The sequence below is a fragment of the Bacteroides mediterraneensis genome (assembly GCF_016900355.1).
In the GTDB taxonomy this organism is placed as follows: domain Bacteria; phylum Bacteroidota; class Bacteroidia; order Bacteroidales; family Bacteroidaceae; genus Phocaeicola.
Genome location: NZ_JACJKA010000014.1, coordinates 39,279 through 64,449, shown reverse-complemented (window position 1 = coordinate 64,449; position 25,171 = coordinate 39,279). Strand labels below are relative to the sequence as shown.

The following is a 25,171-nucleotide window of genomic DNA, read 5'->3' as shown; positions in this document are numbered from 1 at the left end:
ATATGCCACAAATATCCATCCGAGGAACTGAAATGCCGGAGTCGCCAATTCGTAAATTGGCACCCTTGGCTGAAGCTGCAAAAGAGAGAGGAATTCATGTGTATCACTTGAATATCGGTCAGCCTGACCTGCCCACTCCGCGAGCGGCCCTCGATGCGATTCGAAATATTGACCGGAAAGTCTTGGAATACAGTCCCAGCCAGGGTTATCGTAGTTACCGCGAGCGACTGGTAGGTTATTACGAGAAGTATGACATTCATTTGGATGCTGACGACATCATCATCACGACCGGGGGGTCGGAAGCGGTGTTGTTCGCGTTCATGAGCTGTCTGAACCCGGGCGATGAAATTATCGTGCCGGAACCGGCCTATGCCAACTATATGGCCTTTGCCATTTCTGCTGGAGCAGTCATCCGTACGGTGACAACGACCATCGACGAGGGTTTCTCCTTGCCGAAGGTAGAGAAGTTCGAGGAGCTGATTAACGAACGTACCAAGGGTATCCTGATTTGTAATCCGAACAATCCGACCGGCTACTTGTACACCCGTCGGGAGATGAACCAGATTCGGGATTTGGTAAAAAAATACGATTTGTTCCTGTTCTCCGACGAAGTGTATCGCGAATTTATCTATACCGGTTCTCCTTATATCTCTGCCTGTCACTTGGAGGGCATCGAGCAGAACGTGGTACTGATTGACTCTGTGTCAAAGCGTTATTCGGAGTGCGGTATCCGTATCGGAGCCTTGATTACGAAGAACCCGGAAGTACGCAAGGCCGTGATGAAATTCTGTCAGGCCCGTCTGAGTCCACCGCTCATCGGACAGATTGCAGCAGAGGCTTCGCTCGACGAACCGGAAGAATACGCTCGTGAAATGTACGATGAATATGTGGAACGGCGTAAGTGCCTGATTGACGGATTGAACCGTATTCCAGGCGTATATTCACCGATACCGATGGGGGCTTTCTATACGGTGGCTAAATTGCCGGTAGACGACTGTGAGAAATTCTGTGCCTGGTGCTTGTCTGATTTCAATTACGAGGGGGAAACCGTGATGTTGGCTCCGGCTACCGGTTTCTATACCACGCCGGGCGGCGGCAAGAACGAGGTGCGTGTGGCCTATGTACTGAAGAAAGAAGACCTGGTACGGGCGCTGTTCATCTTGCGTAAAGCACTCGAAGCCTATCCGGGAAGAGTGGATGAATGATGAGTAACTGGAAATTTTTTATCGCACGGCGGATTTACCGCAGTCGGAAAGGCGGGAAGGAGGTCTCGAAACCGGCTATCCGGATTGCGATGGCTGGTATTGCCATCGGGCTGGCGGTGATGTTGGTGTCGGTGGCCGTGGTCATCGGCTTCAAGCATCAGGTGCGCGACAAGGTGATTGGCATGGGGTCTGACATTGTGGTCTCCAGTATCGACGGGGCACAGCTCTATCAGATGAATCCGGTGGTGGGCAATGACAGCCTGCTTTCGGTGATACGGCAGATTCCGGAGGTGAGCCATGTGCAGCGTTACTCCACGAAGCCGGGCATGATCATGACGTCGGACAATTTTCAGGGAATGATTGTGAAGGGGGTGGCCCAAGAATATGACTGGACGTACCTGAAGGCGCATTTGCAGGAAGGGGAGATTCCGGTGCTCACGGATTCCGTGGCCAGCAACCGCGTCTTGATTTCCCGTTCCATGGCCGACAAGCTTTCCTTGAAGGTGGACGATAAACTGTACACTTATTATATTGAAGACAACGTGCGGGCACGCCGGCTGACAGTAAGCGGAATTTTCCAGACACACTTTTCATCCTTCGACGATTATTTTCTCGTGACGGACATGTACACGGTGAACCGTCTGAACGGCTGGGAGCCGGACCAGGTGGGGGGCGTGGAAGTGACCGTATCAGACTACGACGACTTGAATACGGTGAACGATGCCATCCGGGCGCATATTCAGGACCGGACCGACCGCTATGGGGCAGTGTATTGCTCACGTACGTCGGAAGAACTCTATCCGCAGATTTTTGCCTGGCTGGATTTGCTCGACACAAACGTGTGGGTTATCCTGATTCTGATGACTGGGGTAGCGGGCTTTACCATGATTTCGGGCTTGCTGATTATCATTCTCGAACGTACGCAGATGATTGGGATTCTGAAAGCGCTGGGGGCTGACAATGCCTCCATCCGGAAGATCTTTCTGTCGTTCTCTATGTTCCTCATCGGACGAGGGATGTGTTGGGGAAATGTCATCGGACTGGCATTCTGCATCATCCAGTATTTCTTTGAGCCTTTCAAGCTGGACCCGGCTACGTACTACATCAGTGCAGTACCGATAGAACTTCATTGGGGCTGGATTGTGTTGCTGAATGTTTGTACGTTCCTGGTATCTGTCGCCATGCTGGTAGGACCGTCTTATCTCATCAGCCATATTCATCCTGCAAAATCCATTCGTTTTGAATAAATCCTCTTTAAAAATCAGGGGTGAACGAATCTTTTTTACTAATTTTGCAATCTCAATTGAATTTAAAATAAAAAATAACGACATAAAGTTATGGCAAAAGAATTAAAAGATCTGACCAAAAGAAGTGAGAACTATTCACAATGGTATAATGATTTGGTCGTAAAGGCCGACTTGGCTGAACAGTCTCCGGTGCGTGGCTGTATGGTAATCAAGCCTTACGGATATGCCATCTGGGAAAAGATGCAGCGTATCCTGGACGATATGTTCAAGGCTACAGGACACGTAAACGCCTATTTCCCGCTGTTGATTCCGAAATCTTACTTGAGCCGTGAAGCAGAACACGTGGAAGGTTTCGCCAAAGAATGTGCAGTGGTGACACACTATCGTCTGAAAAATGCAGAAGATGGTTCAGGTGTGATTGTAGACCCGGCTGCCAAACTGGAAGAAGAACTGATTATCCGTCCGACTTCAGAAACCATCATCTGGAGTACTTATAAGAATTGGATTAACTCTTACCGCGACCTGCCTATCTTGTGCAACCAGTGGGCGAACGTAGTTCGTTGGGAAATGCGTACGCGTCTGTTCCTGCGTACGGCTGAATTCTTGTGGCAGGAAGGTCACACGGCACATGCCACTCGTGAAGAAGCAGAAGCAGAAGCACAGAAGATGTTGCACGTGTACGGTGATTTCGCTGAAAAATACATGGCCGTGCCGGTCATCAAGGGTGTGAAATCAGCCAACGAGCGTTTTGCCGGTGCCTTGGATACTTATACTATCGAAGGATTGATGCAGGACGGAAAGGCTTTGCAGTGTGGTACTTCTCACTTCCTGGGACAGAACTTTGCCAAGGCCTTCAACGTACAATTCGTCGACAAGAACAACAAGTTGGATTATGTATGGGCTACCTCTTGGGGCGTATCTACCCGTTTGATGGGTGCCTTGATCATGACTCACTCCGACGACAACGGTCTGGTACTTCCGCCGCACTTGGCTCCGATTCAGGTAGTGGTCGTGCCTATCTACAAGAACGACGAGCAGTTGAAGCAGATCGACGCCAAGGTAGAAGGTATCGTCAACAAGCTCCGCAGCATGGGCATCTCCGTGAAATATGACAACGCCGACAACAAGCGTCCGGGATTCAAGTTTGCTGACTATGAACTGAAGGGTGTACCTGTACGTCTGGTTATGGGTGGCCGCGACCTGGAAAACAACACGATGGAAATCATGCGTCGTGATACCTTGGAAAAGGAAACCCGCTCTTGCGAAGGCATCGAAGAATACGTAAAGAACTTGTTGGAAGAAATCCAGCAGAACATCTACCAGAAGGCGTTGAAGTACCGCAACGAACACATCTACAAGGTGGATACTTACGATGAATTCAAGGAACAGATTGAGAAGGGTGGATTCATCCTGGCTCACTGGGACGGTACACCGGAAACGGAAGACCGCATCAAGGAAGAAACTAAGGCTACTATCCGCTGTCTGCCTTTCGAAGCTGACGAAGAAAGCCTGACTCCGGGTGTGGATATGCTGACTGGCAAACCTTCTGCACGTCGTGTGCTGTTTGCCCGCGCTTATTAATAAGATTTTACTGACAGTCATTTCATAAAAAAGTCCGATTCTTAAAAGAGAACCGGACTTTTTTTATGGCTGTATTTTATTCTGCTCTCAGGTATTTCATATATTCCTCGTAACTGATGTAACGTCCGCCCATCGACTTGAGGTGGGGCGTTTCAAACTGGCAGTCGATGAGGGTGCCTCCGTGGGCATGCAACAGTTGGGCCAGTCGGATTAGGGCCAGCTTGGAAGCACTGGGCACGAGCGAAAACATGCTTTCGCCGAAGAAACATGTGCCAAGAGTTACGCCATACAGTCCCCCGACCAGCTTGTCGCCTTCCCACACCTCTACACTGGCCGCCAGGTTCTGCTCGTATAGGCGGATGTAAGCCTCAATCATTTCCTCGCCCAGCCAGGCTCCTTCCTCGTCGATGCGGAGCTTCGAACAGTTCCGTATCACTTCCTCGAAGGCTTGGTTGAAGGTTACCTTATAAGTGTTTTTGTTCATCAGCGTGCGCATGGAGTGGGAGATGTGAATCTCACTCGGGAAGATGACGAAACGCTGCAAGGGGCACCACCACTGGATGACTTTCCGGCGAAATGCATACCACGGAAAGATGCCGTTGGAATAGGCCAAAATAAGGCAATCGACTGATAAGTCGCCTCCGATGGCCAGCAAACCGTCGGGGTCTCCCCAGTGCGGGTCGGGGAAAGCCAGTCTTTTAGTCAGTTGGAAAACCATGATACACAGATTATGGGAGAATACTCAGTTGGTTGTTCGCTACGCTGACCGTGATGTCGCCTCCTTGCTTCAGCGAGCCGAAGAGGATTTCGCGCATCAGCAACGGTTTCAGGTGGGCTGCAATAGCACGATCCATTTCCCGGGCTCCATATTCCGGTTTGAAGCCTTCCTTCAATAGCCATTCGTGGGCTTCGGGTGTCAAATGCAGGCAGACGTGACGGCGCTCCAGCTTTTCGTCCAGTTGGCGCAGTTTCTTGTCGAGCACCTGAGTTGCCATTTCCCGGCTCATGTCGTGGAAGACCACAGCTGCCGACAGACGGTTCAGGAATTCCGGTTTGAAGGTCTTCTTCACCTGGCGGAGCATGGCCTGTCCTGTGGTCACCTGGCTGTTGAAACCGATGGATGCCTGATGCGCATACTGTGCCCCGGCGTTAGAGGTCATGATGAGAATCAGGTGGCGGCAGTCGGACTTCCGTCCCTTGTTGTCCGTCAGCACTGCATAGTCCATCACCTGCAAGAGGATGTTGAAGATGTCGGGGTGTGCCTTCTCAATTTCATCCAGCAACAGTACACAGTTGGGCGTTTTCCGGATGGCATCCGTCAGCAAGCCTCCGTCTTCGTAGCCGATGTATCCGGCCGGCGAACCAATCAGTTTGGCGATGGTATGCTTTTCCATGTACTCGCTCATGTCGAACCGTACCAATGAGATACCCAGTTCCGAAGCCAGTACCTTGGCCACTTCCGTCTTGCCTACTCCTGTAGGGCCGACAAACAGCAGGCTGGCCAGCGGTTTGTTTTCGTCCAGCAGTCCCGCCTTGGCCATCTGTACGGCTTCCACCACCTGTTTGATGGCTTCGTCCTGTCCGTAAATCTGTCCGGACATCCGTTCGTACAATGCTTCCAAAGCTGCATTATCTTCTTCTTTGAGGGCATTCGCGTCAATTTTGCAAGTACGCGACAAAACCTCCATAATCAGTTTCTTGTCGACCGTTTGCGAACCGTCAGCTGCCGGATGGATTTCCCGGTATGCTCCGGCCTCGTCAATCAGGTCGATGGCTTTGTCGGGCAAGAAACGGTCGCTGATGTAGCGGGCACTTGCCTTGACGGCATATTCAATGACTCCCGGCTCATAGGTCACATGGTGATAGGTTTCGTATTTCTCCTTCAGCCCTTCCACGATGCGGACTGCTTCGTCGATGCTGGGTTCCTGAATGTCGATTTGCTGGAAGCGGCGTACCATTCCTTTGCTGCGTGAGAAGTATCGGTTGTATTCCTCGTAGGTCGTGGAACCGATGAAACGGATATCTCCTTGTTCCAGGTACGGTTTCAGCATGTTCGACGCATCCATCGAACCTTCACCGATTTGTCCGGCGCCGATAAGGTTGTGTATCTCGTCAATGTAGAGGATGGCTTTCTTTTCTGCGCTGAGGCTTTTCATGACACTTTTCAGGCGCTGTTCGAAATCGCCCCGGTATTGCGTGCCGGCCAGCATGCTTCCTAAGTCCAGTTCGTAGATGCGGCTGCCTTTCAGTCGTTCAGGCACCTCTCCGGCCTCGATGCGGGCGGCCAGTCCGTAGGCCAGCGCTGTTTTTCCCACGCCTGGTTCACCGATGTGCAGCGGATTGTTTTTTTCTTTCCGGCACAGTACTTCGATGGTCCGTTCCAGTTCCTGTTCCCGCCCGATCAGTGGATTGTGGTGCTCCAGTTGTTCGTTCAGGCAGGTAACGAAATTTTTCCAGGGACCGTGCGACTCTTCCGAATCGTTCTCCTCCAGGCTGAGATCATCTCCGTAGATGACCACCAGTTGGCTGATAAAGTCGGGTATCCGTTCTTTCAGGTGCTTTTTCAGAAAATAGCAAGCCCACGAGTCGGGCAACAGCAACATAGCCTGTACCACGTGGGGAATGTCCAGCACTTCCGCATTCGATGATTCAACGAAGGCGTATGCATTTTGGAACAGCAGGTTCGACTGTGCCGAGAACTGCAGTTCGTAGTGAGTGTCATCCGGTACCTGCTCCATTTTCTGGGCGAGGTATTCATCCACTTCTTCTTCCATCACGGGAATGTGACAGAAACATTCTTCCACAGCTTCCACAAACGGGTCTTGGTTAAAGAGTGCGCTGAGAATGTGCTCCGGAGTGATAAACTCATGGCGGTAACGAAATGCCAGTCCTTGGGCAAATGACAGCGCTTTGTCTACATATACAGATTTTTCGATGTGACTCATTGATGTTTTACAGTTTAATTGTCTTCGGGTTCTACGGTCAGTCGGAGGGGGAATCCTTCTTCACGGGCCATCTGGGTGGCCTTCTGGGCCTTGGATTGTGCAATGTCGTAAGAATAGACACCTGCCGTGGCCGATTGCTGCTGGTGTACTTTCAGCATCAGGGCTTCGGCTTCCTCCTGCGATTTGAAAAACACGATTTTGAGTACCTTCACCACAAAATCCATGGTGGTGAAGTCGTCGTTGTGGAGCACTACCTTGTAATGTTTGGGCTCGTGCAGCTCCACGCGTTTCTTCTCTTTACATAACGATTGCTCTTTTTCCATTGTCGTCTAATTCAGAATAAGGGTTGAGAGGTCAGCGTGCCGTTTCCAGGGTGAATTCCTGATAGTCGTAGATTTGTCCGCGGGTGTCGGTCACTGCCACACGGAAGGTGGCAGTACTGTTTTTCACCCGTTTGCCTACGCTGACGGTAGCGGTATATTTCACTCCATTGCCCGGCAGAATCTGTTCCACCAGGATAGAAGGAGAGATATGTATCTGTTTGGCCCCACTGATTTCACTCACGTGAGGAATCACGCTGTAGGCAGTTTCATTGCCTTCGTTCATGATTTCGAAAATAATCTTGCTGCTTTCACCTGCATTCAGCACGTGGTCTCGGTTGTCATCAATGAACCGGAGGTTACGGATGTGCAAAGCCGACAGTGCTGAGGAAGATTCATAGGGCTCGGCATAGACGGAATCGGCCGGACGCGCTGGCGGATAGTCCTGCGGGCGGTTTTCTTCGCGGTTTTTGGGGGCAGTCAGCGCTCCTCCGATGGCTGCTCCGGCCAAGGTGCCGATGATGCTGCCGATGGCAGATCCTCTGTAGCCGCCTCGCCAACCATGACGGGAGTCACCTACCAGTCCCCCGATGGCACCTCCCACATTACTTCCGATAGCGGCTCCACTCACGATGGCTCCTGTGCGTGCCGGCTGAGTAGTACCACATCCGCTGGCCAGCAGGGATACGCCTAAGAGTAAAAGTACGATTCTTTTCATGACAGATACGTATAGTAAGGTTTATTTTTTCCCAAATTTAGCTTTGATGGCTGGAAGGTCTTTCTGGATGTCGCTGATACGGCGGGCATCGCTGGGGTGGGTACTCATGAATTCAGGAACCTTTCCTCCGGAACTGGCCGACATCTTCTGCCAGAACGTGACGGCCTTGTCAGGGTTATATCCTGCCATCGTCATTAACACCAGTCCCATGTAATCCGCTTCCGATTCATGCTTGCGTGAGAAGGGGAGGGTCACGCCATATTGTGAGCCGATACCATATACCGTACTGGCTACGCTCTGTATCATCTGGCTTTTGCCTGAAAGGCTTTGTCCCAGCAACTGGGCGCCATATTGCGTCAGCATCTGCTGGCTGATACGTTCGTTGCTGTGTTTGGCTACGGCATGCGCCACCTCGTGTCCTAACACTACGGCCAGTTCATCGTCTGAAGAGACCAGTTTCATCAGGCCTTCGTACACCACAATCTTTCCGCCCGGCATGCAGAACGCATTCACTTCATCGCTCTTGACCAGGTTGAATTCCCAGGAAAATTCTTGAATTTCCGACGCCAGTCCGTTGTTGCGCAGATATTGTTCCGTGGCTGCGGCGATGTTTTTCCCCACCCGGACCACCATGGCTGTCTGGGCCGCGTTGGTCGATTTTTGGGCGGTCTTGATATAGTCGTTATACTGGGTCAGGCTGGAAGAAAGGACTTCTTGGTTGGATACCAGCAACAATTGTTTCCGTCCGGTGAGGGGCACCGAACTGCATCCTGCGAGCATCAGCAGGGAAAGAAGGTATAAACTACACTTTTTTTTCATAACGGTTTCGTGAGATATTGTACAAACATACGCAAAAAATGATGATTTTTGATTATGTTTGTGGCAATAAACTGAAAAAAAGAGATGAAAAAGCAATTATTTATAGCATGTTCTCTTTGTGGCACCTTACTGGTGAATGCAGAGAATATTGAAGTGACCTCGTTCAAGTACGCAGGTCCGTATGCCTTGATGCAACCTTATCAGGTTGACAGTGTGGATGTTAATTCAAAGCCCTGGAAAGCGGAATCGCTGCTGGATACGCCGGTGTCATTTTCCTTGCTCGACGGAGCAGAAGTGAAACAGGCCGGACAGCTGACCCCTTCGTCGGACTATGCCCTGCACCTCATGGGTTTCGTCTTGGAAAATACGCACTACGGTCAGGTATCCTTGAAGGTGGAAGGAGCTTCCCATTATCAGGTGTATGTGGATGGCAAGCGGGTGGAAGACACTTTGCTGTCGTTGGATCCGGCTACCCATCAGGTAGTCATCAAATATCTTTCCGTGCCGGGCGAACAGAGTGTACCGAAAGTGAGTTTGGATGCCAAGCAGGATGGGGTGTTTACCCTCCGTACCGAACAGGGACGTCTGTTTACCTTAGCCGATGTGCTGCACGGTACCCGCATTACCGGTACTGAACTTTCTGCCGACGGGAAATATTTGATTACTTCGTATACGGTGACGAAGGAAGGGGGAAAGACCACTTCGCAGACCAAAGTCAAGGAACTGAAGACCGGAAAAGTGCTGGCTACTCGGGAAGAATCTCTTCACTGGATGCCGCGTTCTGCCAAATATTATTATGTGCGTCAAGGTGTGTCCGGTCGGGAACTGGTGACGGTAGATCCAGTTTCCGGACAGGAGGAAGTGTGGGTGAGCCACCTGCCGGAAGGAAGTTTCCGGGTAGCGCCTACGGAAGACTACCTGCTGTTTACCCTGGTACAGAAAGGACCGGAAGAGAAGAAGGAGATTTATGAGTTCATCGACCCTGACGACCGCCAGCCGGGATGGCGCAACCGTACCTATCTGGCCCGTTTCGACGTGAAGACAGGGGTATGTCAGCCGTTGACCTTCGGCTACAAAAATGTGTGGGCTACCGATATCTCATCCGACGGACGGTCTATCCTGGTGATGGTGTCCAACCACCGCATGGGCAAGCGCCCGACTACTTTGTTCTCACTTTACAAGATGGATGTGCAGACCTTAAAGGTGGAAGAACTGGTGAAAGACGACGGTTTCCTGACCAACGCTTTGTTCTCGCCGGATGGTCGTCAGGTGCTGTTATCCGGTTCTCCAGAGTGCCTGGGAGGTATTGGTAAGAACGTAAAGGAAGGACAGACCCCGAGCATGATTGATATCCAGCTTTACCTGATGGATTTGCAGAGCAAGCAGATTGAACCGCTTACCAAGACCTTCAACCCGAACGTGATGCAGGCGGTATGGTCGGCTGCCGACAACTGTGTCTATTTCAATGCGGAAGACCGTGACTGCATTTCCCTGTTCCGCCTGAATCCGGCGAAGAAGCACATCGAAAAAGTAAATGTGCCCGAAGAAATGGTATTGGGATTCTCCGTGGCCGAGAAAGCACCTTCGTTGTCGTTCTACGGGGAAAGTGCCTCCAATGCACACCGCCAGTATGTGGTCGATTTGAAGAAAGATGCTTCAAAGCTGGAAGAAGACCTGCACGGAGAACTGAAAGATGTGTTGCTGGGCGAATGCAAGGCCTGGGATTTTGTCAATTCGCGGGGCGATACCATCTGCGGACGCTACTACCTGCCGCCTCATTTTGACCCGAACAAGAAATACCCGATGATTGTGAACTACTACGGCGGATGCAGCCCTACTAGCCGGAACTTCGGCAGCCGTTATCCGCATCATGCCTATGCCGCCTTGGGCTATGTGGTCTATGTGGTAGAACCCAGCGGGGCCACCGGCTTCGGTCAGGAATTCTCTGCCCGCCACGTGAACACTTTTGGCGACTATGTGGCCGACGACATCATCGAAGGCACCCGTAAGTTTGTGGAAGCTCATCCGTTTGTCAACGGCAAGAAGATTGGTTGTATCGGTGCTTCCTACGGCGGTTTCATGACCCAGTACCTTCAGACGAAGACCGATTTGTTTGCCGCTGCCATTTCGCATGCCGGCATCAGTGACCACACCAGTTACTGGGGTGAAGGCTATTGGGGTTATTCCTACAGCGAGGTATCGGCTGCCAACAGTTATCCGTGGAAGAATCCGGAACTCTTTGTCGACCATAGTCCGCTGTTCAATGCCGACAAGGTGCATACTCCGCTGCTCTTCCTTCACGGTTCGGTCGATACCAATGTGCCGATTGGCGAAAGCATCCAGATGTTCACGGCCCTGAAACTGTTAGGACGTGAAACGGCGATGGTAGTAGTCGAAGGACAAGACCATCATATCACGGATTATCAGAAACGTATCCAGTGGCAGAACACCATCTTCGCCTGGTTTGCCAAATGGCTGCAGGATGATCCGACGTGGTGGAACACCCTTTATCCCCCTAAAACTTTGTAAATCGGATGAAGATTATACACACCAGTGACTGGCACCTGGGGCAGCAGCTGTTCGATTACGACCGGAGCGAAGAGCAACGGGATTTTCTTCGGCAGCTGCGCAACTGGGTGGCCGCAGAACAGCCCGACGCGTTACTCGTGTCGGGCGACGTGTTTCATTACTGTAGCCCTTCGGCTTCTGCCCAGCGGTTGTATACCGATGCCTTGGTGGCCTTGCATGAAACGTGTCCGTCCATGCAGATTATCATTACGGCGGGCAATCACGACAGCAGCTCCAAGTTGGAAATTAGCCGCAACCTGTGGAAGTATGCGGGGGTGACCGTGGTCGGTTCTATTTGTCGTAACGAGGCGGGAAAGGTGGACCTGGAGCGTCACCTCGTGGAGATAAAGGACGGAAACGGGGAACCGAAAGGCTATGTGGTGGCCCTGCCTCATGTGTATCCGCAGAACTTTCCGTCCCTCGACGAGGAGGTGCCGCGCGAAGACCGGCAGCGCTTCTTTATCCAGACCTTGCTCGACCGGGTGGCGGAGCGGAATACGGCTCACTTGTCGGTGGTGCTGATGGCCCATCTGGCCGTGACGGGAAGCGACATCACCGGACAGGACGACGGACGCGGCGGCATGGACTATACGGACATCCGTCTGATGGGCGAAGGGTATGACTACCTGGCCCTGGGACACATTCATTTTCCGCAGACTTTGCCCGGTGGACGGGCCCGCTATTGCGGTTCTCCGTTGCCTGTCAGCTTTGACGAGAGTTATGGACACTCTGTGAGCGTGGTGGAACTGGCCGCACACGGGGTTGAACCGGAAGTGCGTACGTTACCCGTACGGAATCTCTGGCCTTTGAAAGTGTTGCCTGCGCAGGCCGTTCCCTTGGAAGAGGCCTTGGAAGTCTTGAAGGCTATCCCCGACGAAGAAAAACTGTACGTGCAGCTGCATGTCCGTATTCAGGATGTGCCTCCGGCCTATTGCATGGAACGGGCCTACGAACTGACCCGTGGCAAGCAATGCCGTTTCTGTCGCTACAAGTGGGAACGGGAAGTGGCGGAACCGACAGAAGACGCGGCAGAGCTGGATGTGGACCGCTTGCTGACTTTCTCTCCGTCGCAGGTGGCCTCCATTTATTATCGTGACAAGTTTCAGCATGACATTCCGCCGGAAACGCTCGAGTTGCTGGAAGAGGCTGTGAAACGGGTACGCACCCAAGAAGAGGAATAAGCGCATATGAAATTACAGAAACTTATTATCGAGAATATTGCTTCCATCGAGAAGGCAAGTATTGACTTTGAGCACGGTCCGTTGGGCGAGGATTCCATTTTCCTGATTTGCGGGCCGACGGGAGCGGGCAAGTCCACGCTGCTGGATGCGGTATGTCTGGCCCTTTACAATACCACGCCCCGTCTGAAGCAGGCGGCCAACGAACGTTACCTGGATGAAAATGACAGTTTCTCTGGAACGACGGAAGAAGTGAGCATTGACGATTCGCGTATGCTGATGCGGCGCGACAGTGTGTCGGCACGGGTGGAATTGTGGTTCACGGATGCGGCCGGGGAAGCCCTGCTGGCGGTGTGGAGTGTGGCCAGAGCCCGCAATAAAATAGGAGGGAAAATCCAGAAAGTGGTTTGGACTCTCTCCTTGCAGGACGGTACTCCGCTCACCAACAAGTCGACAGAAACGCGGGCGGAGATTGAACGGCGCGTGGGGCTCACCTTTGAGCAGTTCTGCCGGACTACGTTGCTGGCACAGGGAGAGTTTACCAAGTTCCTCAAGAGTAAGGAGGAAGAGAAATCGAACATTTTGGAGAAGCTCACGGGTACGGAAATCTATTCGCGCATCAGTCGGGAAATCTATGCGATGAAGACCGAGAAAGAGGCCGAGTTGCAGGAATTGAAGGCGCAGACAGGAGGTGTTGTCTTGTTGAGCGACGAACAGTTAGCAGCGTTGCAGACCGAGCAGGAACAGATTACGGCGGAAATAACGTCGCTTCGTGCGCAGCTGAAGCAGTGGCAGGATTTCCGGAAGTGGATGGCCGACGAACAGAAGTTGGTGCACGAGTGGAACGAGGCGGAAAAGGCGTTTCAGACTGTGACGGAACGGGTGGAGTCGGAAGGCTACAAGCGCAACAAGCAGTTGTTGGACGATTGGGACCGTATGTCCGATGTACGTTTCCAGTGGACGGAACAGGCAGCCTTGCAGCAGCGCATCCGTACGTCGGAGGCGGAACTGGGACAGCTGTCACAGAAATACCGTGCATTGAATCGGGACTATGGTCGGCTGGAGCGGATGCTGGACCGGTGTCGGGAGCAGCAGACGGCGTATGAGACCTTTCTCTCCGGAGTACAGGAAAAAGTGCCGGTGTACGAGTCGGTACAGTCGCTTGCGGCGTTGTCCGACCAGATGCAGCGTGCTCTCCAAGTGATGGCAGAGTGCGAGAAGGAACAGCATCGCAAGGAAGAGAATCGGCAGAAAACGGCCGAGGCGCGTCAGAAGGTCTTGGAAGCGTATGAGAAAGCCCGGAAGGTAGAAGAAGAAAAACAGGCGGAGGTCACAGCTTGTCGCACGCAGCTGGAGGTGTTGCAGCCGGAAAAGCTCCGGAAGGAGAAGCAGGAGGCAGATGCCCGGTTGGGCGACTGGAAAGCGTTGCGGGAAGCACTGACGGTCCGGATGGAGAAGGAAAAGGCTTGGCTGGAAGTACAGCAGAACCGGAAAACCTTGCAGGAGGATGGCCAGCGGCAGCAGCAGGCGCTGGAAACGCTGAAAGCGCAGGCCGAGGCATGCCGCAAGGAAAAGGAAGAAGTACAACAGGTGTACGACAAACAGCGGATGTCGTGTGAGGACTGGGCACGGGAGGCTCGTGCCCGGTTGTCGAAAGGCGATGTGTGTCCAGTTTGTGGCCGTCCGGTGGAAGAAGATTTAGGAAATGAAGCCCACTTTGTATCGTTGCTGGAGCCGGTGCGTGCCTTGTTGGAAGAAAAGACTCGTCGGACCGATGAAGCCTTGGCTGCACAGGCACGGGCCGAAGCGGAAGTGCGTTCGCTAGCTCGGTTGGAAGCCATGGAAGCAAAGAAGGAAACAGCGGCGGAAGCAGCTTTCCGTCAGGCGGAAGCAGCGGTACAGCAATTGCCGTTGGCAACTGTCGTGACGGATGCTGCCGACGGATTGGTACAGGTGGAGCAAGGTCTTTTAGCACAGCAGGAGGTATGTGCCCGATTGGAAGCCCAGTGGCAGCAGGTCGAAGATGGCCAGCAGCAGCTGAACCGCCTGACGAAGGCACGGGAGGCTTTAACTGCCAACCGGGAGCAGTGGCACCGGCAGGTAGAGGAAGCCGACAAGGTGGCATCCCGACTGGAGGCGGAACTCCGTATGTTAGGAGAAACTCTTTCTCGGGAGCAACTCACGGTATCTCAATGTAAGGAGAAAGGGGAGGCCTTGGTGACCTTTGCCCCATGGAAAGCAGACTGGCAGGCCGACCGGAAAGGGTTTGTGGCTCGCTTGCAGGAAGAAGCGGCCCGCTATGCGGAACGATTGGTGGAAAAGGATAAGCTTTCGCATCAGGTAGAATCGCTTACGGGGCAGCGGAATCAAGTACAGGAGATACGGCAGTCCATTTGGACGGTACTTCCGGCCTGGAAGCAAATTGAGGAGGAGGCGGTACCCGAGGGTCCGTGTCCTGAAGGACTTCCGGCACAGTGGAATGCCTTGTATACGGCAATGCTTTCTGTCTGCCATGCCATGCAGACCTCGCAGAAATTGGCAGAAGAGAAGAAGGAGGGGGTGGAAGCCTTCCTGACCGCACATCCGGAAATTTCCCGTGAGTATTTGGAGAAACTGGCGGGACTGGAGGTGGAGAAAGTGAGCCTGGCCCGTCGCACCCTGCAGAAACTGGACAATGAGTTGACGACGTGTCGGGCAGAAAGGGAACGGATTGATCGGGAGTTGTCGGCTCATCGTGCGCAGCGTCCGCAGGAGATGGAGGCTGTGACTCCGGAAGTTGTGGAGGGAACGATTACCTGTCAGGAGTCCCAGTTGACGGAAAAAGTGTCCCGTCTGGGAGCACTCGCCCAAATGCGGCAGCACCACGAAGAGGGGTTGCGGCGTATCCGTCAGCTCAAGGAACAGATAGAGGAAAAACAGAAGGAAGTGGACAGTTGGGCCGGAGTGGCTGCCTTGTTCGGCAGTGCCGATGGAAAGAAATTCCGCAACATTGCCCAAAGTTATGTGTTGCGTCAGCTGCTGGCCGGAGCCAACCATTATCTGCGTCGCCTGACTGACCGTTATCGCATGGAATGTCCGCCAGGGGGATTGACCATCTTGCTACGTGACGAGTACCAGGGTGGAGTGAAGCGCCCTACGTCCACCATCTCGGGTGGAGAGAGTTTCCTGGTGTCGCTGGCCTTAGCCTTGGGATTGTCATCCCTCAATCGGAAAAGTCTTTCGGTGGATGTGCTTTTCATCGACGAGGGATTCGGTACGCTGGACAGCGACTATTTGAATACGGTAATGGAATCTCTTGAAAAGCTGCACCAGATTGGCGGCAAGAAGGTGGGCATCATCAGTCATGTGGAGGCCTTGCGCGAGCGGATTGCCACGCAGATTCACGTGGAACGGGTGAATCATACGCTGAGTCGTGTGGAAGTGGTGAGCCGGGAGTGACAGAACCGGGGAAATGAAATTCTTAACCTGCTGAAAATCAACAGTAAATAAAATACATAAAAAACGCCCTTACGTTCGATGAAAAACGTAAGGGCGTTTGGTTTGAAACGCAAGTGCGTTTTACCTAAAACGTAAAGGCGTTTTGATTCAAACGTCAAAGCGTTTTATCTGAAACGCAAGTGCGTTTTTTCAGACTATCCAAATCCTTGTGCAGGGCACATCCGGTACATCCGCTGCACCCGGTGCAGCCGCATCCGCTGGCGTGTCCTTTCCGCCGGATAACCTGACGGAAGAAGTGTCTGCCACTCCAAAGCACGCAGCCGGCTACGATGATATATACGAAAAGGTCTTGCATACTCATAATGTAGTTTTTTTAAGGTTTTAAATAAACAAACTTCCTATCTGGTGTACCGCAAACGCCACAATCCAAGCCAATACGGTGGTATAGACCGCGGCAAAGACGGGCCATTTCCAGCTGCGCGACTCTTGTCGGATGGCAGCCAGGGTGGCGATACACGGGAAATAAATTAGCACGAACAACATGTAGCAGTAGGCCACGAGCGGCGTGATGGGGAGACGCTCGGAGAGGTTCACCTTGTCGAGGTCACCGTCGTTGGTGTAGAGCACGCTCAGCGTACTTACAATCAGTTCTTTCGCTCCGACACCTGACAGGATACCGATGCCCATCTTCCAGTCGAATCCTAACGGCTCAAGGGCTGGCTCAATGGCCTTGCCCAGCTGACCGATGTAGGAGTTTTCCTGCTGTTCGGCCGTGGTGGTATAGGCATCGTGGTTCGGATAGTAGCCCAGGAACCAGATGATGATGGAAGCCACCATGATGATACCTCCCATCTTCTTGAGGTATTGCTTTCCTTTCTCCCATGTGTGGCGCAGCACGACCTTGGCCGTCGGCATACGGTAGGGCGGAAGTTCCATCACGAAAGGCGTGTCGTCACCTTTCACCAGGAATTTGGTGAAGATGCGGGCCATGAGTACAGCCAGCAAAATACCGATGGCATAGATGGACAGCAGAATCAGACTGGCCTTGCCTGGGAAGAAAGCCCCGATCAGCACCAGGTAGATGGGCAGACGGGCGCTGCACGACATGAGCGGGTTAATCAGCATGGTCACCAGGCGGGCCTTACGGCTTTCAATGATGCGGGAAGTCAGGATGGCCGGTACGTTGCAACCGAAGCCCATGATGAGCGGGATGAACGACTTGCCGTGAAGTCCCATCTTGTGCATGATTTTATCCATGATAAAGGCAGCACGAGCCATGTAACCGGAGTCTTCCATGAACGAGATAAAGAAGTAGAGCAGCAGGATGTTGGGCAGGAATACGATGACGCCTCCCACACCGCCGATGATACCGTCTATAATCATGTCTTTCAGCGGGCCTGGGCTCAGGAACTTCTCGGCCCCTTGACCGATGAGTTCCACAATCCATTCAATGAGTCGCTGTGGATATTCTCCCAATACGAAGGTTCCCTCGAACATGATATACAGGAAGATGAAGAAGATGGGATATCCCCAGAATCGGTTGGTTACGATGCTGTCCACCACCCGTGTGAAGGTCTCCGTATCGTGGTTGTTTTGCGTGAAGGTTTCCTTCAGGGCACCCGAGATGAAGGCATATTTGGCATCGGCGATGCATTGTTCGGTGTCGTCGTTGCCCAGCTGGCGCAGACGCTCCGCCTCCTTGTCGCGGGCCGCCAGAATCTCCTTGCCGTTGGGCAGCGGGGCGATGACGCGTGTCTCGATGTCCTTGTCGTTTTCCAGCAACTTGATGGCCAGGAAACGGGTGGAGTATTTGTGACGGATATTTTCGTTCTTGCTGATTTCCTTCTTTATCGCATCGATGCTCCGTTCAAGTTCCGGACCGTGGTTGATGTGGATATGTCGGATGAAGCCTTTGGCCGTGAAATTGTCTTCCGAGCCTTTGTATTTATGGTCGGGTACGTAGGCGTCGTGCCATTCGCGGAACTCACGGAGGATTTCGTTCTTGATTTCATCTTTCTGTCCCATGAAGTCGATACCTTCATACAGGCCGATGATGACGTGGAACAGGTTGTCGATGCCTTCGCCCGTGCGGCTGATGGTCGGTACGATGGGCACACCCAGCAGTTCGCTCAGTTTGTGATAGTTCAGCTTGTTGCCGCTGTGCTGCAAGGCATCGTACATGTTGAGGGCGATGACCATGCGCACGTTCATGTCGATGAGCTGGGTGGTGAGGTAGAGGTTACGTTCCAGGTTACCCGCATCCACCACGTTGATGATGACATCCGGGGTTTCCTCGATGATGTGCTTGCGCACGTAGAGTTCCTCCGGGCTGTAGGCCGAGAGGGAATACGTACCCGGTAGGTCCACCAGACGGAAGTGATAGCCTTGGAAGTCGAAGAAGCCTTCTTTCGCATCCACGGTCACACCGCTGTAGTTGCCCACGTGCTCGTGTCCGCCCGAAGCCACGTTGAAGAGTGAGGTCTTTCCGCAGTTGGGGTTGCCCACCAGGGCCACGTTGATGGTCCGTCGTTTTCCTTGTGCGATGTTGCGCATCACTTCGTCGCTGACGGGGATGCCTTGTGAGATGGGCTCATGGTAAGTGTCGGTCTCCATGGTGCGCCGTGCTTCTTCTTCGCTGACAATTTCAATCATGTCGGCTTCCTGCCGGCGGAGGGAGACTTCGTATCCCATGATTTTATATTTGATGGGGTCTTTGAGCGGGGCGTTGAGCACCACCTCTACAGTCTTTCCTTTGATGAACCCCATTTCGATGATGCGGCGTCGGAATCCTCCGTGTCCGAGGACCTTGATAATGACGCCTTTCTCACCGGTTTTCAATTCTGAAAGTTTCATGTTGTATGCATCGTTTTTATTTCCTTGCAAAGATACGGTATTGCTTTCTTTCTCGCAAGTTATTTAGACCGTTTTTAAATTGTAATCTTTATAGGGATATTTCTCATTTTTTATCTCTATGTTTGCAATATGTTTGCAAGGAAAGTCAGTCAGTTTATCGAAGAGAAGCACTTGTTTGGCCGTGGCGACAAAGTGCTGGTGGCACTGAGCGGCGGAGCCGATTCGGTGGCATTGCTGCGGGTACTGCTTCAACTGGGATATGCGTGTGAGGCAGCTCATTGTAATTTTCACCTCCGCGGAGAGGAGTCGGTGCGCGACGAGCGGTTTGTGCGCGATCTGGCCGAAAGGCTGGGGGTGCCTTTGCACGTGACGCATTTCGACACGCAGGCGTATGCGGCTTCCAAAGGCATTTCCATCGAAATGGCGGCACGGGAACTGCGTTATGGCTGGTTTTCCGAACGGTTGCAGGCATGCGGAGCGAAGGTAGTGGCGGTAGCCCATCACCGCGATGACAGCGTGGAGACATTTCTGCTCAACTTGGTGCGGGGTACGGGTATCGACGGTTTGCAAGGCATCCGTCCGGTGAACGGCGAGGTGGTGCGTCCGCTCTTGTGCGTGAGTCGGGCAGAGATATTGGATTATCTGACTTCCCTGGGACAGGACTATGTGACCGACAGTACGAACTTGCAGGATGAGTTTATGCGCAACAAACTCCGGCTGCACGTGATTCCGTTGTTGGAAACCCTCAATCCCTCTGTCAGTGAGACGATTGCCGAAACGGCCCGCCGTTTGTCCGATGTGGCGGTGGTGTATCACAAGGCCATGGAAGAGGCCAAGCAGCGGGTGATACCCGACGGAGAGACGATTGATATTCCGGCCTTGTGTCGGGAGCCAGGGGCAAAGAATCTGTTGTTCGAACTGTTGCATCCGCTGGGATTCAATGCGGCGCAGGTGGACGATGTGTTCCGGGCGTTGCAGGGAGAGTCAGGACGGATGTTTTATAGTCGTGACTGGACGTTGCTGATTGACCGGGGGCGCCTGATCCGTCGTCGGGCCGGGGAAGGAACGGAATGCCTGCCGGAACTGCTGCTGAAACGGATGGAAGTGGAGCCTCCTTTTACGGTGCCTCATGATAATAAGGTAGCTTATGTGGACGCGGAGGTGGTGGAAGGTGAACTGGTGCTTCGCAAGTGGCAGTCGGGGGATAAGTTTATTCCTTTCGGCATGAAGGGCTTCAAGTCGGTGCGTAACTATTTGCGCGATAAAAAGTTCTCCCGTTTTGATAAAGAGAATCAGTGGGTCGTGTGCGATGGAGATCGAGTGGTATGGCTGGTGGAAGAACGTGTGGACAACCGCTTTAGAGTGACGTCAGAAACGCGATTTATCATAAAAATGGAAGTAAAATTTGTATGAATGCACAAAGTATAGACTTTTCTATTAAAATTTGCAAAAAAAGAGTGTGTAAAAGTATCAGATTGAGGTATTTGTATTTACTTTGAATATGTTTAATCAAAAATCATAGTCAGAATTATGAACGAATTAATTGCAAAAATCAAAGAATTAAATGCTGCTTTGGTTGCAGATGCTGAATTGCAGGCTGAAAAAGGTAACAAAGCTGCAGGCACTCGTGCACGCAAGGCATCCTTGGAGTTGGAAAAAGTTTTGAAAGAATTTAGAAAAGTATCTCTGGAAGAGTCAAAAAAATAAATAGTTTTCAAGACGGACTCATGTCTGAGGGAGAGAGATTACAGCATGCCGGAGAATGTACGGACGCTGCAATCTCTCTTTTGTTTTTTTATCATCCGGTGGGATGGTTTTTAAAAGGGAACTTCTTACATTTGTCTGAACTTGTAGGCGTGCGTTTATGAAGGAAGGTTTTCGAAAGATAGGGATGTGGGGGCTGATGTGCCTGGTGTGTGTCATGCTGTGGCCCTCGTGCCAGCGTCGGCTGTCTCAGGAAGACCGTGTCCGGGTGGATTCGCTGAACCGTGTAGCATATGAGGTACGCTATAAAGATCTTTCCTTGTCTTCTCGGGCGGCTACGGAAGCGTTGAGGTTGTCCGATGGGTATGCATCGGGTCGGGCAGAGGCTCTGAACAACATGGGGTTCTGTGCGTTTATGCGGATGGATTTTGAGCATGCGGCTCGCCTGTTCCAGAAAGCCTCAGAGGCCAGCAAGAACGAAATCGAACGGCTGGTGGCTGATGTGGGGATGATGAAAATCTGTCAGCGCACGTCGCGAAACAAAGAGTTCTATGATTATCATAACAGTGCGATGCAGCGTCTGCGGCGCATCAATGAAGACCGTTCTTCCTTGGAAGAGAACGGTTTGGAGGGGCGGCTGAACTATGCCCTCTCGGAGTTCTACATTGTTTCAGGAATTTATTACTATTACTTGCAGCAGGACAAGGAATCCATGCAGGCCATTAATGCGGTGCCCGAAGAAGCCTTGAAAGGGGATACGGCACAGTGGTTGTATTATGTGTATATGCGAGGTTCGGGCGGCATGTACGAAGCGCCTACCCGCGAGGAGGTGACGCTTGGGGAGTTCGGTTATCTGGTGCAGTGTCTGCAGGTGGCACAGGCTCGGGGGTATATCTATTTTGAGGCCAATGCCTTGCAGGCCATGGCGGAACTGCTGGTGTTCCGCAGCAACCGGGAATTGCTGAGCGAAAAGCGGGCGGGATTGCTGCGATTGGTCAATCCCGAGAGTCTGCCGGTGGACAGTCTGCCACTGGTGTTTGCCAAGGAAGCATTAGGATTATTCAAACGGTATGGCGACTGGTATCAGATTTCGGGAACGTATCGCACTCTGGCCACTTTCTATAATTATACCGGGCAGCCGGAAAAGGCGCTGGTCAACCTGAAGAAGGCCTTGAATTATGTGAATCTGCATCATGAAAAGTATTATCATTGTACGGATACACTCGACCGTCTGCAGGCGTATCAGCCGGGAGGGACAACTTCCATTGAGCTGCAATGGATCAATGACGAGGGTATCAATACCGTGCCTGAATGGATTGCCCGCTTGCGGGAACAGCTGAGTCGTACGTATTCGGCCATGGGCTGTAAGGCGGAGTCGGACTACAACCGCAACGTGTATTTGGATATCCTCGATTACACGCGACAGGACAAGGAACTGGAGAGTCGTTACACGGCGCTGGAGAAAGAGACCCGGCAGCTGAACGTGCTCTTGTGGCTGGTGGCAGCTGGTTGTTTGGTACTGGTGGTGTTGTTTGTCTGGCTGAACCGGTCATGGCGGGAAAAGAATACCGTGTATCTCGCCGAATTGAAGCGGGTGCTGGGACTTTGCCAGCAGATTACGGGGGCGGTTCCGGCCTCAGCGACCCGTCGGGAGGAAGTAGCTGAAGCGGTGGCCGAAGTCATGAAACCGGAACTGAAGGCATTGTTTGGGGTGTGCGACGTGTGCATTACTTTCTGTGAGGAAGGAGAGGCGGAGGAGGTTCCGTGCCATCAGGGAGAGGGTACACCGCAAGTGTTTGAACTGCAGGCACCGGGTAAGTCGGTGACAGTGGGGAAGTTGTGGATGTGGCTGGATGCACCGGTACGGAAAGAAGAACAGGCACTTATCCGGTTGTTGTTGCCCTATCTGGCCTGGACGCTGGAACACGGTTTGAACCTGGTGTCACTCGATGAGGAACAGAAACGATTGGAGAAGGAACAGTATCTTCATGAGTTGCACCTCATGGAAAACAAACGGCAGAACGAGGTGAAGAAGGCTTGTCTTTCCATTGTAACGGGAATTGTGCCCTACATCGACCGAATGGTGAACGAAGTGCGTAAGCTCCGGTCTTTACCCTCGGGTGGCGATGAAACGCTGCGGAAGGGAAAACTGGTGTACATTGATGAACTGGTGACGAAAATCAATGAATACAATGACATACTGGCCTTGTGGATCAAGATGCGGCAGGGTACGCTGAGCCTTCATATCGAAAATTTCGACCTGGAGGAGCTGTTTGCCATTATCGCCAAGGGACGTCGTTCGTTTGAGTTGAAGAAACAGACGCTCACGGTGGGGGATACTACGGCCTGCGTGAAAGCCGACAAGGCTTTGACCCTCTTCATGATCAACACGTTGGTGGAGAATGCCCGCAAGTACACGCAGGAAGGGGGACGGGTGAGTCTCTCGGCCGAGGAAACATCCGACTACGTGGAGATTGCGGTGGAAGACAATGGACCGGGATTGTCGGAGAAGGACCGGTCGCGTATCTTGGGTGAGAAGGTGTACGATTCCGGAGCCATCGGCATGGAGACAGCGACCGATGCGGCAGAGCTTCAGCGTCAGAAAGGACATGGGTTCGGGCTGATGAACTGCAAGGGGATTATTGAGAAATACCGGAAGACAAACAGTGTGTTTGCGGTCTGTCGGTTCGACATACAGAGCACCTTAGGAAAAGGCAGCCGTTTCTCGTTCCGCTTGCCGAAGGGAGCACGGCGGATGGTGGGTCTGTTGTGGCTGGGCTTCTGCCTGCTGGTAGGAGTGGCCTGTTCTTCCAAGCAGCAGCCGGTGCAACCTGTGCCCGACAGTGGGAAGGTGGCGCCTTACGACAGCTTGCTGGCCATTGCCAACGACTATGCCAATTGGGTGTATGAGTGCAATGTACACGGCGAACATGCTGCGGCACTGGTATTGGCCGACAGTGTGTTGTATTATATGAATGCTCATTACCTTCGCTATTCGGGGAAGAACGGACCGTTGCTCCGTCTGGAAGGAGAGGGCGATGGGGCCGAACTTGCCTGGCTGGCTGAATCGTTCGATACAGATTATTTCATCTTGCTCGATGTGCGCAACGAGGCGGCGGTGGCGGCACTGGCCGTGAAGGATTTCCGGAAGTACCGTTACAACAATGCGGCTTATGCATCGCTTTACAAGCGGTTGAGCAAGGACAACTCGCTTGAGGAATACTGCTTGCAGATGCAGCGTTCGGCCAGCAACAAGCGGATTGCCCTGTCGCTGTTTGTGCTTCTGGTGTGCGGGTGCTTGATTGCATATTATGCGCTTTACCTGCGCCATCGGTTGCACTATCGTTATAATATGGAGCAGGTGTTTGTGGTGAACCGGACGTTGTTCTCGGCGGCATCAGGCACAGAGGCCTTGGGCGACGAAGCATTGGAGAAGATGGTCCGCTGTATGTTTAACGAACTGAACGAAATACTCTTGCTGGAGAATATGGCGCTGGCGGTGTATGACGAAGAAACTTGTCGCCTGAAAACGGTTTGTTTTGCCGCAGAAGACGGGGAAGAGGAATTGCATGAACGGCTGCAGCGGTGTTATGACTCGGGACAGATGCAGTGGACGGGAGCCACGAAATGGAGTTTCCTGCCGTTGTGGGTGGAAACCGGGGGCGAAAAGCATTGCGTGGGGGTGCTGGCCTTGAAGCTGGCTCGGGCCTATAGCCGTGAAGAAGACCGCTTGCTGGTGGAGATGGTGTGCAACTACCTGGCGGTAATGCTGTATAATGTGGTGGTGCGGGTTAACCGGAAGTTTCACGACATTGAGCTGGCACAGGATGAGGCTCGTCGCTCTCTCTTCGAGGAAAACCAGTTGCACGTGCAGAATATGGTGCTCGACAACTGCCTTTCCACGATCAAGCATGAAACGATTTATTATCCGAGTCGCATCAAGCAGGTGGCCGACCGCTTGAGTGGTGACATCACGGAGGCACAGCGGAAGGAACTGCTGGAGAATATGGCCGAACTGGTCGGATACTATAAGGATATTTTTACCCTGCTCAGTTCGTGTGCGTCGCGGCAGCTGGAGGAAGTGACTTTCCGTCGTACGGAGGTGAGTATGGAGGAACTGGCCGAAGGGGCTGGCAAATACCTGAAGAAAACGATGCGTAAGCGGAACTTCACCCTGGAATGGCAAGCCGAGATACCTCCGTTGTGGGTGACGGGCGATCGGGTGTTGTTGCTTTTCTTGCTGGAAAACCTGATTGACGAGGCCGTACGGTACGAGGCTTCGGGAACGTTACGGCTGGAAGCAAAGGAGGAAGATGGATTTGTCCGGGTAGACTTTATCGATACACGTCGTAGTTATCCGCAGGAGGTACTTAATGCCTTGTTCTATCCCGACAAAAAACGGATGTGTCCGTCGGGCGATGGTTCGCATCTTTCGGGTACGGAATATCTGGTATGCAAGCAGATTATCCGCGACCACGACGAGTATGGCGGACGGAGAGGCTGCCGTATCAATGCTTGTGCATGGAACGAAGGAAAAGGATTCAGCGTATGGTTTACCCTGCCGAAGCGAAACAAGAAGTAACCGATTGAAAAAA

General features: G+C 52.6%; 16 protein-coding genes. 9 read left to right on the top strand and 7 right to left on the bottom strand.

All coding sequences use genetic code 11. From position 1 onward, the window contains the following. Nucleotides 1–2: 2 nt before the first annotated feature. The 3 genes from H6A28_RS08950 (at nt 3) to proS (ending at nt 4,033) form a co-directional block, all read left to right on the top strand. Nucleotides 3–1,205: a pyridoxal phosphate-dependent aminotransferase gene (locus tag H6A28_RS08950; RefSeq protein WP_204475480.1), complete on the top strand. Its 1,203-nt coding sequence runs from the start codon at nt 3–5 to the stop codon at nt 1,203–1,205. Continuing rightward, complete coding sequence (locus tag H6A28_RS08945; RefSeq protein WP_204479872.1) at nt 1,202–2,452, top strand: ABC transporter permease; 1,251 nt, start codon at nt 1,202–1,204, stop codon at nt 2,450–2,452. Before H6A28_RS08950 ends, H6A28_RS08945 begins: the two co-directional genes overlap by 4 nt. 90 nt (nt 2,453–2,542) lie before the next feature. Next, nucleotides 2,543–4,033 carry a proline--tRNA ligase gene (gene proS / locus H6A28_RS08940; protein ID WP_204479870.1) on the top strand — a complete coding sequence of 497 codons (1,491 nt, stop codon included), beginning with the start codon at nt 2,543–2,545 and terminating at the stop codon, nt 4,031–4,033. A 76-nt stretch (nt 4,034–4,109) separates the two neighbouring features. Here the strand turns inward: proS and aat are convergent, their stop codons facing one another. The 5 genes from aat to H6A28_RS08915 are packed head-to-tail and all read right to left on the bottom strand — an operon-like array spanning nt 4,110 to nt 8,835. Beyond that, nucleotides 4,110–4,751: a leucyl/phenylalanyl-tRNA--protein transferase gene (gene aat / locus H6A28_RS08935; RefSeq protein ID WP_204479868.1), complete on the bottom strand. Its 642-nt coding sequence runs from the start codon at nt 4,749–4,751 to the stop codon at nt 4,110–4,112. 10 nt (nt 4,752–4,761) lie between these two features. Then, nucleotides 4,762–6,978 (bottom strand): AAA family ATPase, encoded by a 2,217-nt coding sequence (locus H6A28_RS08930; RefSeq protein WP_204479866.1) that lies wholly within the window; start codon nt 6,976–6,978, stop codon nt 4,762–4,764. Between the two features lie 14 nt (nt 6,979–6,992). Next, nucleotides 6,993–7,301 carry an ATP-dependent Clp protease adaptor ClpS gene (locus H6A28_RS08925; RefSeq protein ID WP_204475475.1) on the bottom strand — a complete coding sequence of 103 codons (309 nt, stop codon included), beginning with the start codon at nt 7,299–7,301 and terminating at the stop codon, nt 6,993–6,995. Between the two features lie 31 nt (nt 7,302–7,332). Beyond that, on the bottom strand, nt 7,333–8,016 hold the full coding sequence (locus H6A28_RS08920; RefSeq protein WP_204479864.1) for a glycine zipper family protein: 684 nt from the start codon (nt 8,014–8,016) through the stop codon (nt 7,333–7,335). Nucleotides 8,017–8,037: 21 nt separating this feature from the next. Then, complete coding sequence (locus H6A28_RS08915; protein ID WP_204475473.1) at nt 8,038–8,835, bottom strand: M48 family metallopeptidase; 798 nt, start codon at nt 8,833–8,835, stop codon at nt 8,038–8,040. An 84-nt stretch (nt 8,836–8,919) separates the two neighbouring features. Between H6A28_RS08915 and H6A28_RS08910 the strand changes: the two genes are divergently transcribed. The 3 genes from H6A28_RS08910 to H6A28_RS08900 are packed head-to-tail and all read left to right on the top strand — an operon-like array spanning nt 8,920 to nt 16,019. Continuing rightward, nucleotides 8,920–11,364, top strand: coding sequence for a S9 family peptidase (locus tag H6A28_RS08910; protein ID WP_204475472.1), 2,445 nt, complete (start codon nt 8,920–8,922; stop codon nt 11,362–11,364). Nucleotides 11,365–11,369: 5 nt separating this feature from the next. Then, on the top strand, nt 11,370–12,584 hold the full coding sequence (locus H6A28_RS08905) for a metallophosphoesterase family protein (protein WP_204475471.1): 1,215 nt from the start codon (nt 11,370–11,372) through the stop codon (nt 12,582–12,584). 6 nt (nt 12,585–12,590) lie between these two features. Beyond that, nucleotides 12,591–16,019 (top strand): AAA family ATPase, encoded by a 3,429-nt coding sequence (locus tag H6A28_RS08900; protein ID WP_204479862.1) that lies wholly within the window; start codon nt 12,591–12,593, stop codon nt 16,017–16,019. Nucleotides 16,020–16,173: 154 nt separating this feature from the next. Here the strand turns inward: H6A28_RS08900 and H6A28_RS08895 are convergent, their stop codons facing one another. Together H6A28_RS08895 and feoB are read right to left on the bottom strand one after the other, a co-directional pair. Continuing rightward, nucleotides 16,174–16,380, bottom strand: coding sequence for a FeoB-associated Cys-rich membrane protein (locus H6A28_RS08895; RefSeq protein WP_204477101.1), 207 nt, complete (start codon nt 16,378–16,380; stop codon nt 16,174–16,176). Nucleotides 16,381–16,400: 20 nt separating this feature from the next. Next, nucleotides 16,401–18,872 carry a ferrous iron transport protein B gene (gene feoB / locus H6A28_RS08890; RefSeq protein ID WP_204479861.1) on the bottom strand — a complete coding sequence of 824 codons (2,472 nt, stop codon included), beginning with the start codon at nt 18,870–18,872 and terminating at the stop codon, nt 16,401–16,403. 129 nt (nt 18,873–19,001) lie between these two features. On the opposite strand from feoB, the gene tilS reads away from it, so the two are divergent. The 3 genes from tilS (at nt 19,002) to H6A28_RS08875 (ending at nt 25,158) form a co-directional block, all read left to right on the top strand. After that, nucleotides 19,002–20,285 (top strand): tRNA lysidine(34) synthetase TilS, encoded by a 1,284-nt coding sequence (gene tilS / locus H6A28_RS08885; protein ID WP_204479859.1) that lies wholly within the window; start codon nt 19,002–19,004, stop codon nt 20,283–20,285. Between the two features lie 117 nt (nt 20,286–20,402). Beyond that, entirely contained in the window at nt 20,403–20,579 is a 177-nt protein-coding gene (locus H6A28_RS08880) for a histone H1 (RefSeq protein WP_007561922.1), read from the top strand. Nucleotides 20,580–20,736: 157 nt separating this feature from the next. Beyond that, nucleotides 20,737–25,158, top strand: coding sequence for a DUF5113 domain-containing protein (locus tag H6A28_RS08875; protein WP_239465319.1), 4,422 nt, complete (start codon nt 20,737–20,739; stop codon nt 25,156–25,158). Nucleotides 25,159–25,171 lie beyond the last annotated feature (13 nt).

Bases quoted from the DNA above. Each gene is read 5' to 3' on its own strand.
- H6A28_RS08950 (WP_204475480.1), top strand. From the start codon at position 3: ATGCCACAAATATCCATCCGAGGAACTGAAATGCCGGAGTCGCCAATT.
- H6A28_RS08945 (WP_204479872.1), top strand. From the start codon at position 1,202: ATGATGAGTAACTGGAAATTTTTTATCGCACGGCGGATTTACCGCAGT.
- proS (WP_204479870.1), top strand. From the start codon at position 2,543: ATGGCAAAAGAATTAAAAGATCTGACCAAAAGAAGTGAGAACTATTCA.
- aat (WP_204479868.1), bottom strand. From the start codon at position 4,751: ATGGTTTTCCAACTGACTAAAAGACTGGCTTTCCCCGACCCGCACTGG.
- H6A28_RS08930 (WP_204479866.1), bottom strand. From the start codon at position 6,978: ATGAGTCACATCGAAAAATCTGTATATGTAGACAAAGCGCTGTCATTT.
- H6A28_RS08925 (WP_204475475.1), bottom strand. From the start codon at position 7,301: ATGGAAAAAGAGCAATCGTTATGTAAAGAGAAGAAACGCGTGGAGCTG.
- H6A28_RS08920 (WP_204479864.1), bottom strand. From the start codon at position 8,016: ATGAAAAGAATCGTACTTTTACTCTTAGGCGTATCCCTGCTGGCCAGC.
- H6A28_RS08915 (WP_204475473.1), bottom strand. From the start codon at position 8,835: ATGAAAAAAAAGTGTAGTTTATACCTTCTTTCCCTGCTGATGCTCGCA.
- H6A28_RS08910 (WP_204475472.1), top strand. From the start codon at position 8,920: ATGAAAAAGCAATTATTTATAGCATGTTCTCTTTGTGGCACCTTACTG.
- H6A28_RS08905 (WP_204475471.1), top strand. From the start codon at position 11,370: ATGAAGATTATACACACCAGTGACTGGCACCTGGGGCAGCAGCTGTTC.
- H6A28_RS08900 (WP_204479862.1), top strand. From the start codon at position 12,591: ATGAAATTACAGAAACTTATTATCGAGAATATTGCTTCCATCGAGAAG.
- H6A28_RS08895 (WP_204477101.1), bottom strand. From the start codon at position 16,380: ATGAGTATGCAAGACCTTTTCGTATATATCATCGTAGCCGGCTGCGTG.
- feoB (WP_204479861.1), bottom strand. From the start codon at position 18,872: ATGAAACTTTCAGAATTGAAAACCGGTGAGAAAGGCGTCATTATCAAG.
- tilS (WP_204479859.1), top strand. From the start codon at position 19,002: ATGTTTGCAAGGAAAGTCAGTCAGTTTATCGAAGAGAAGCACTTGTTT.
- H6A28_RS08880 (WP_007561922.1), top strand. From the start codon at position 20,403: ATGAACGAATTAATTGCAAAAATCAAAGAATTAAATGCTGCTTTGGTT.
- H6A28_RS08875 (WP_239465319.1), top strand. From the start codon at position 20,737: ATGAAGGAAGGTTTTCGAAAGATAGGGATGTGGGGGCTGATGTGCCTG.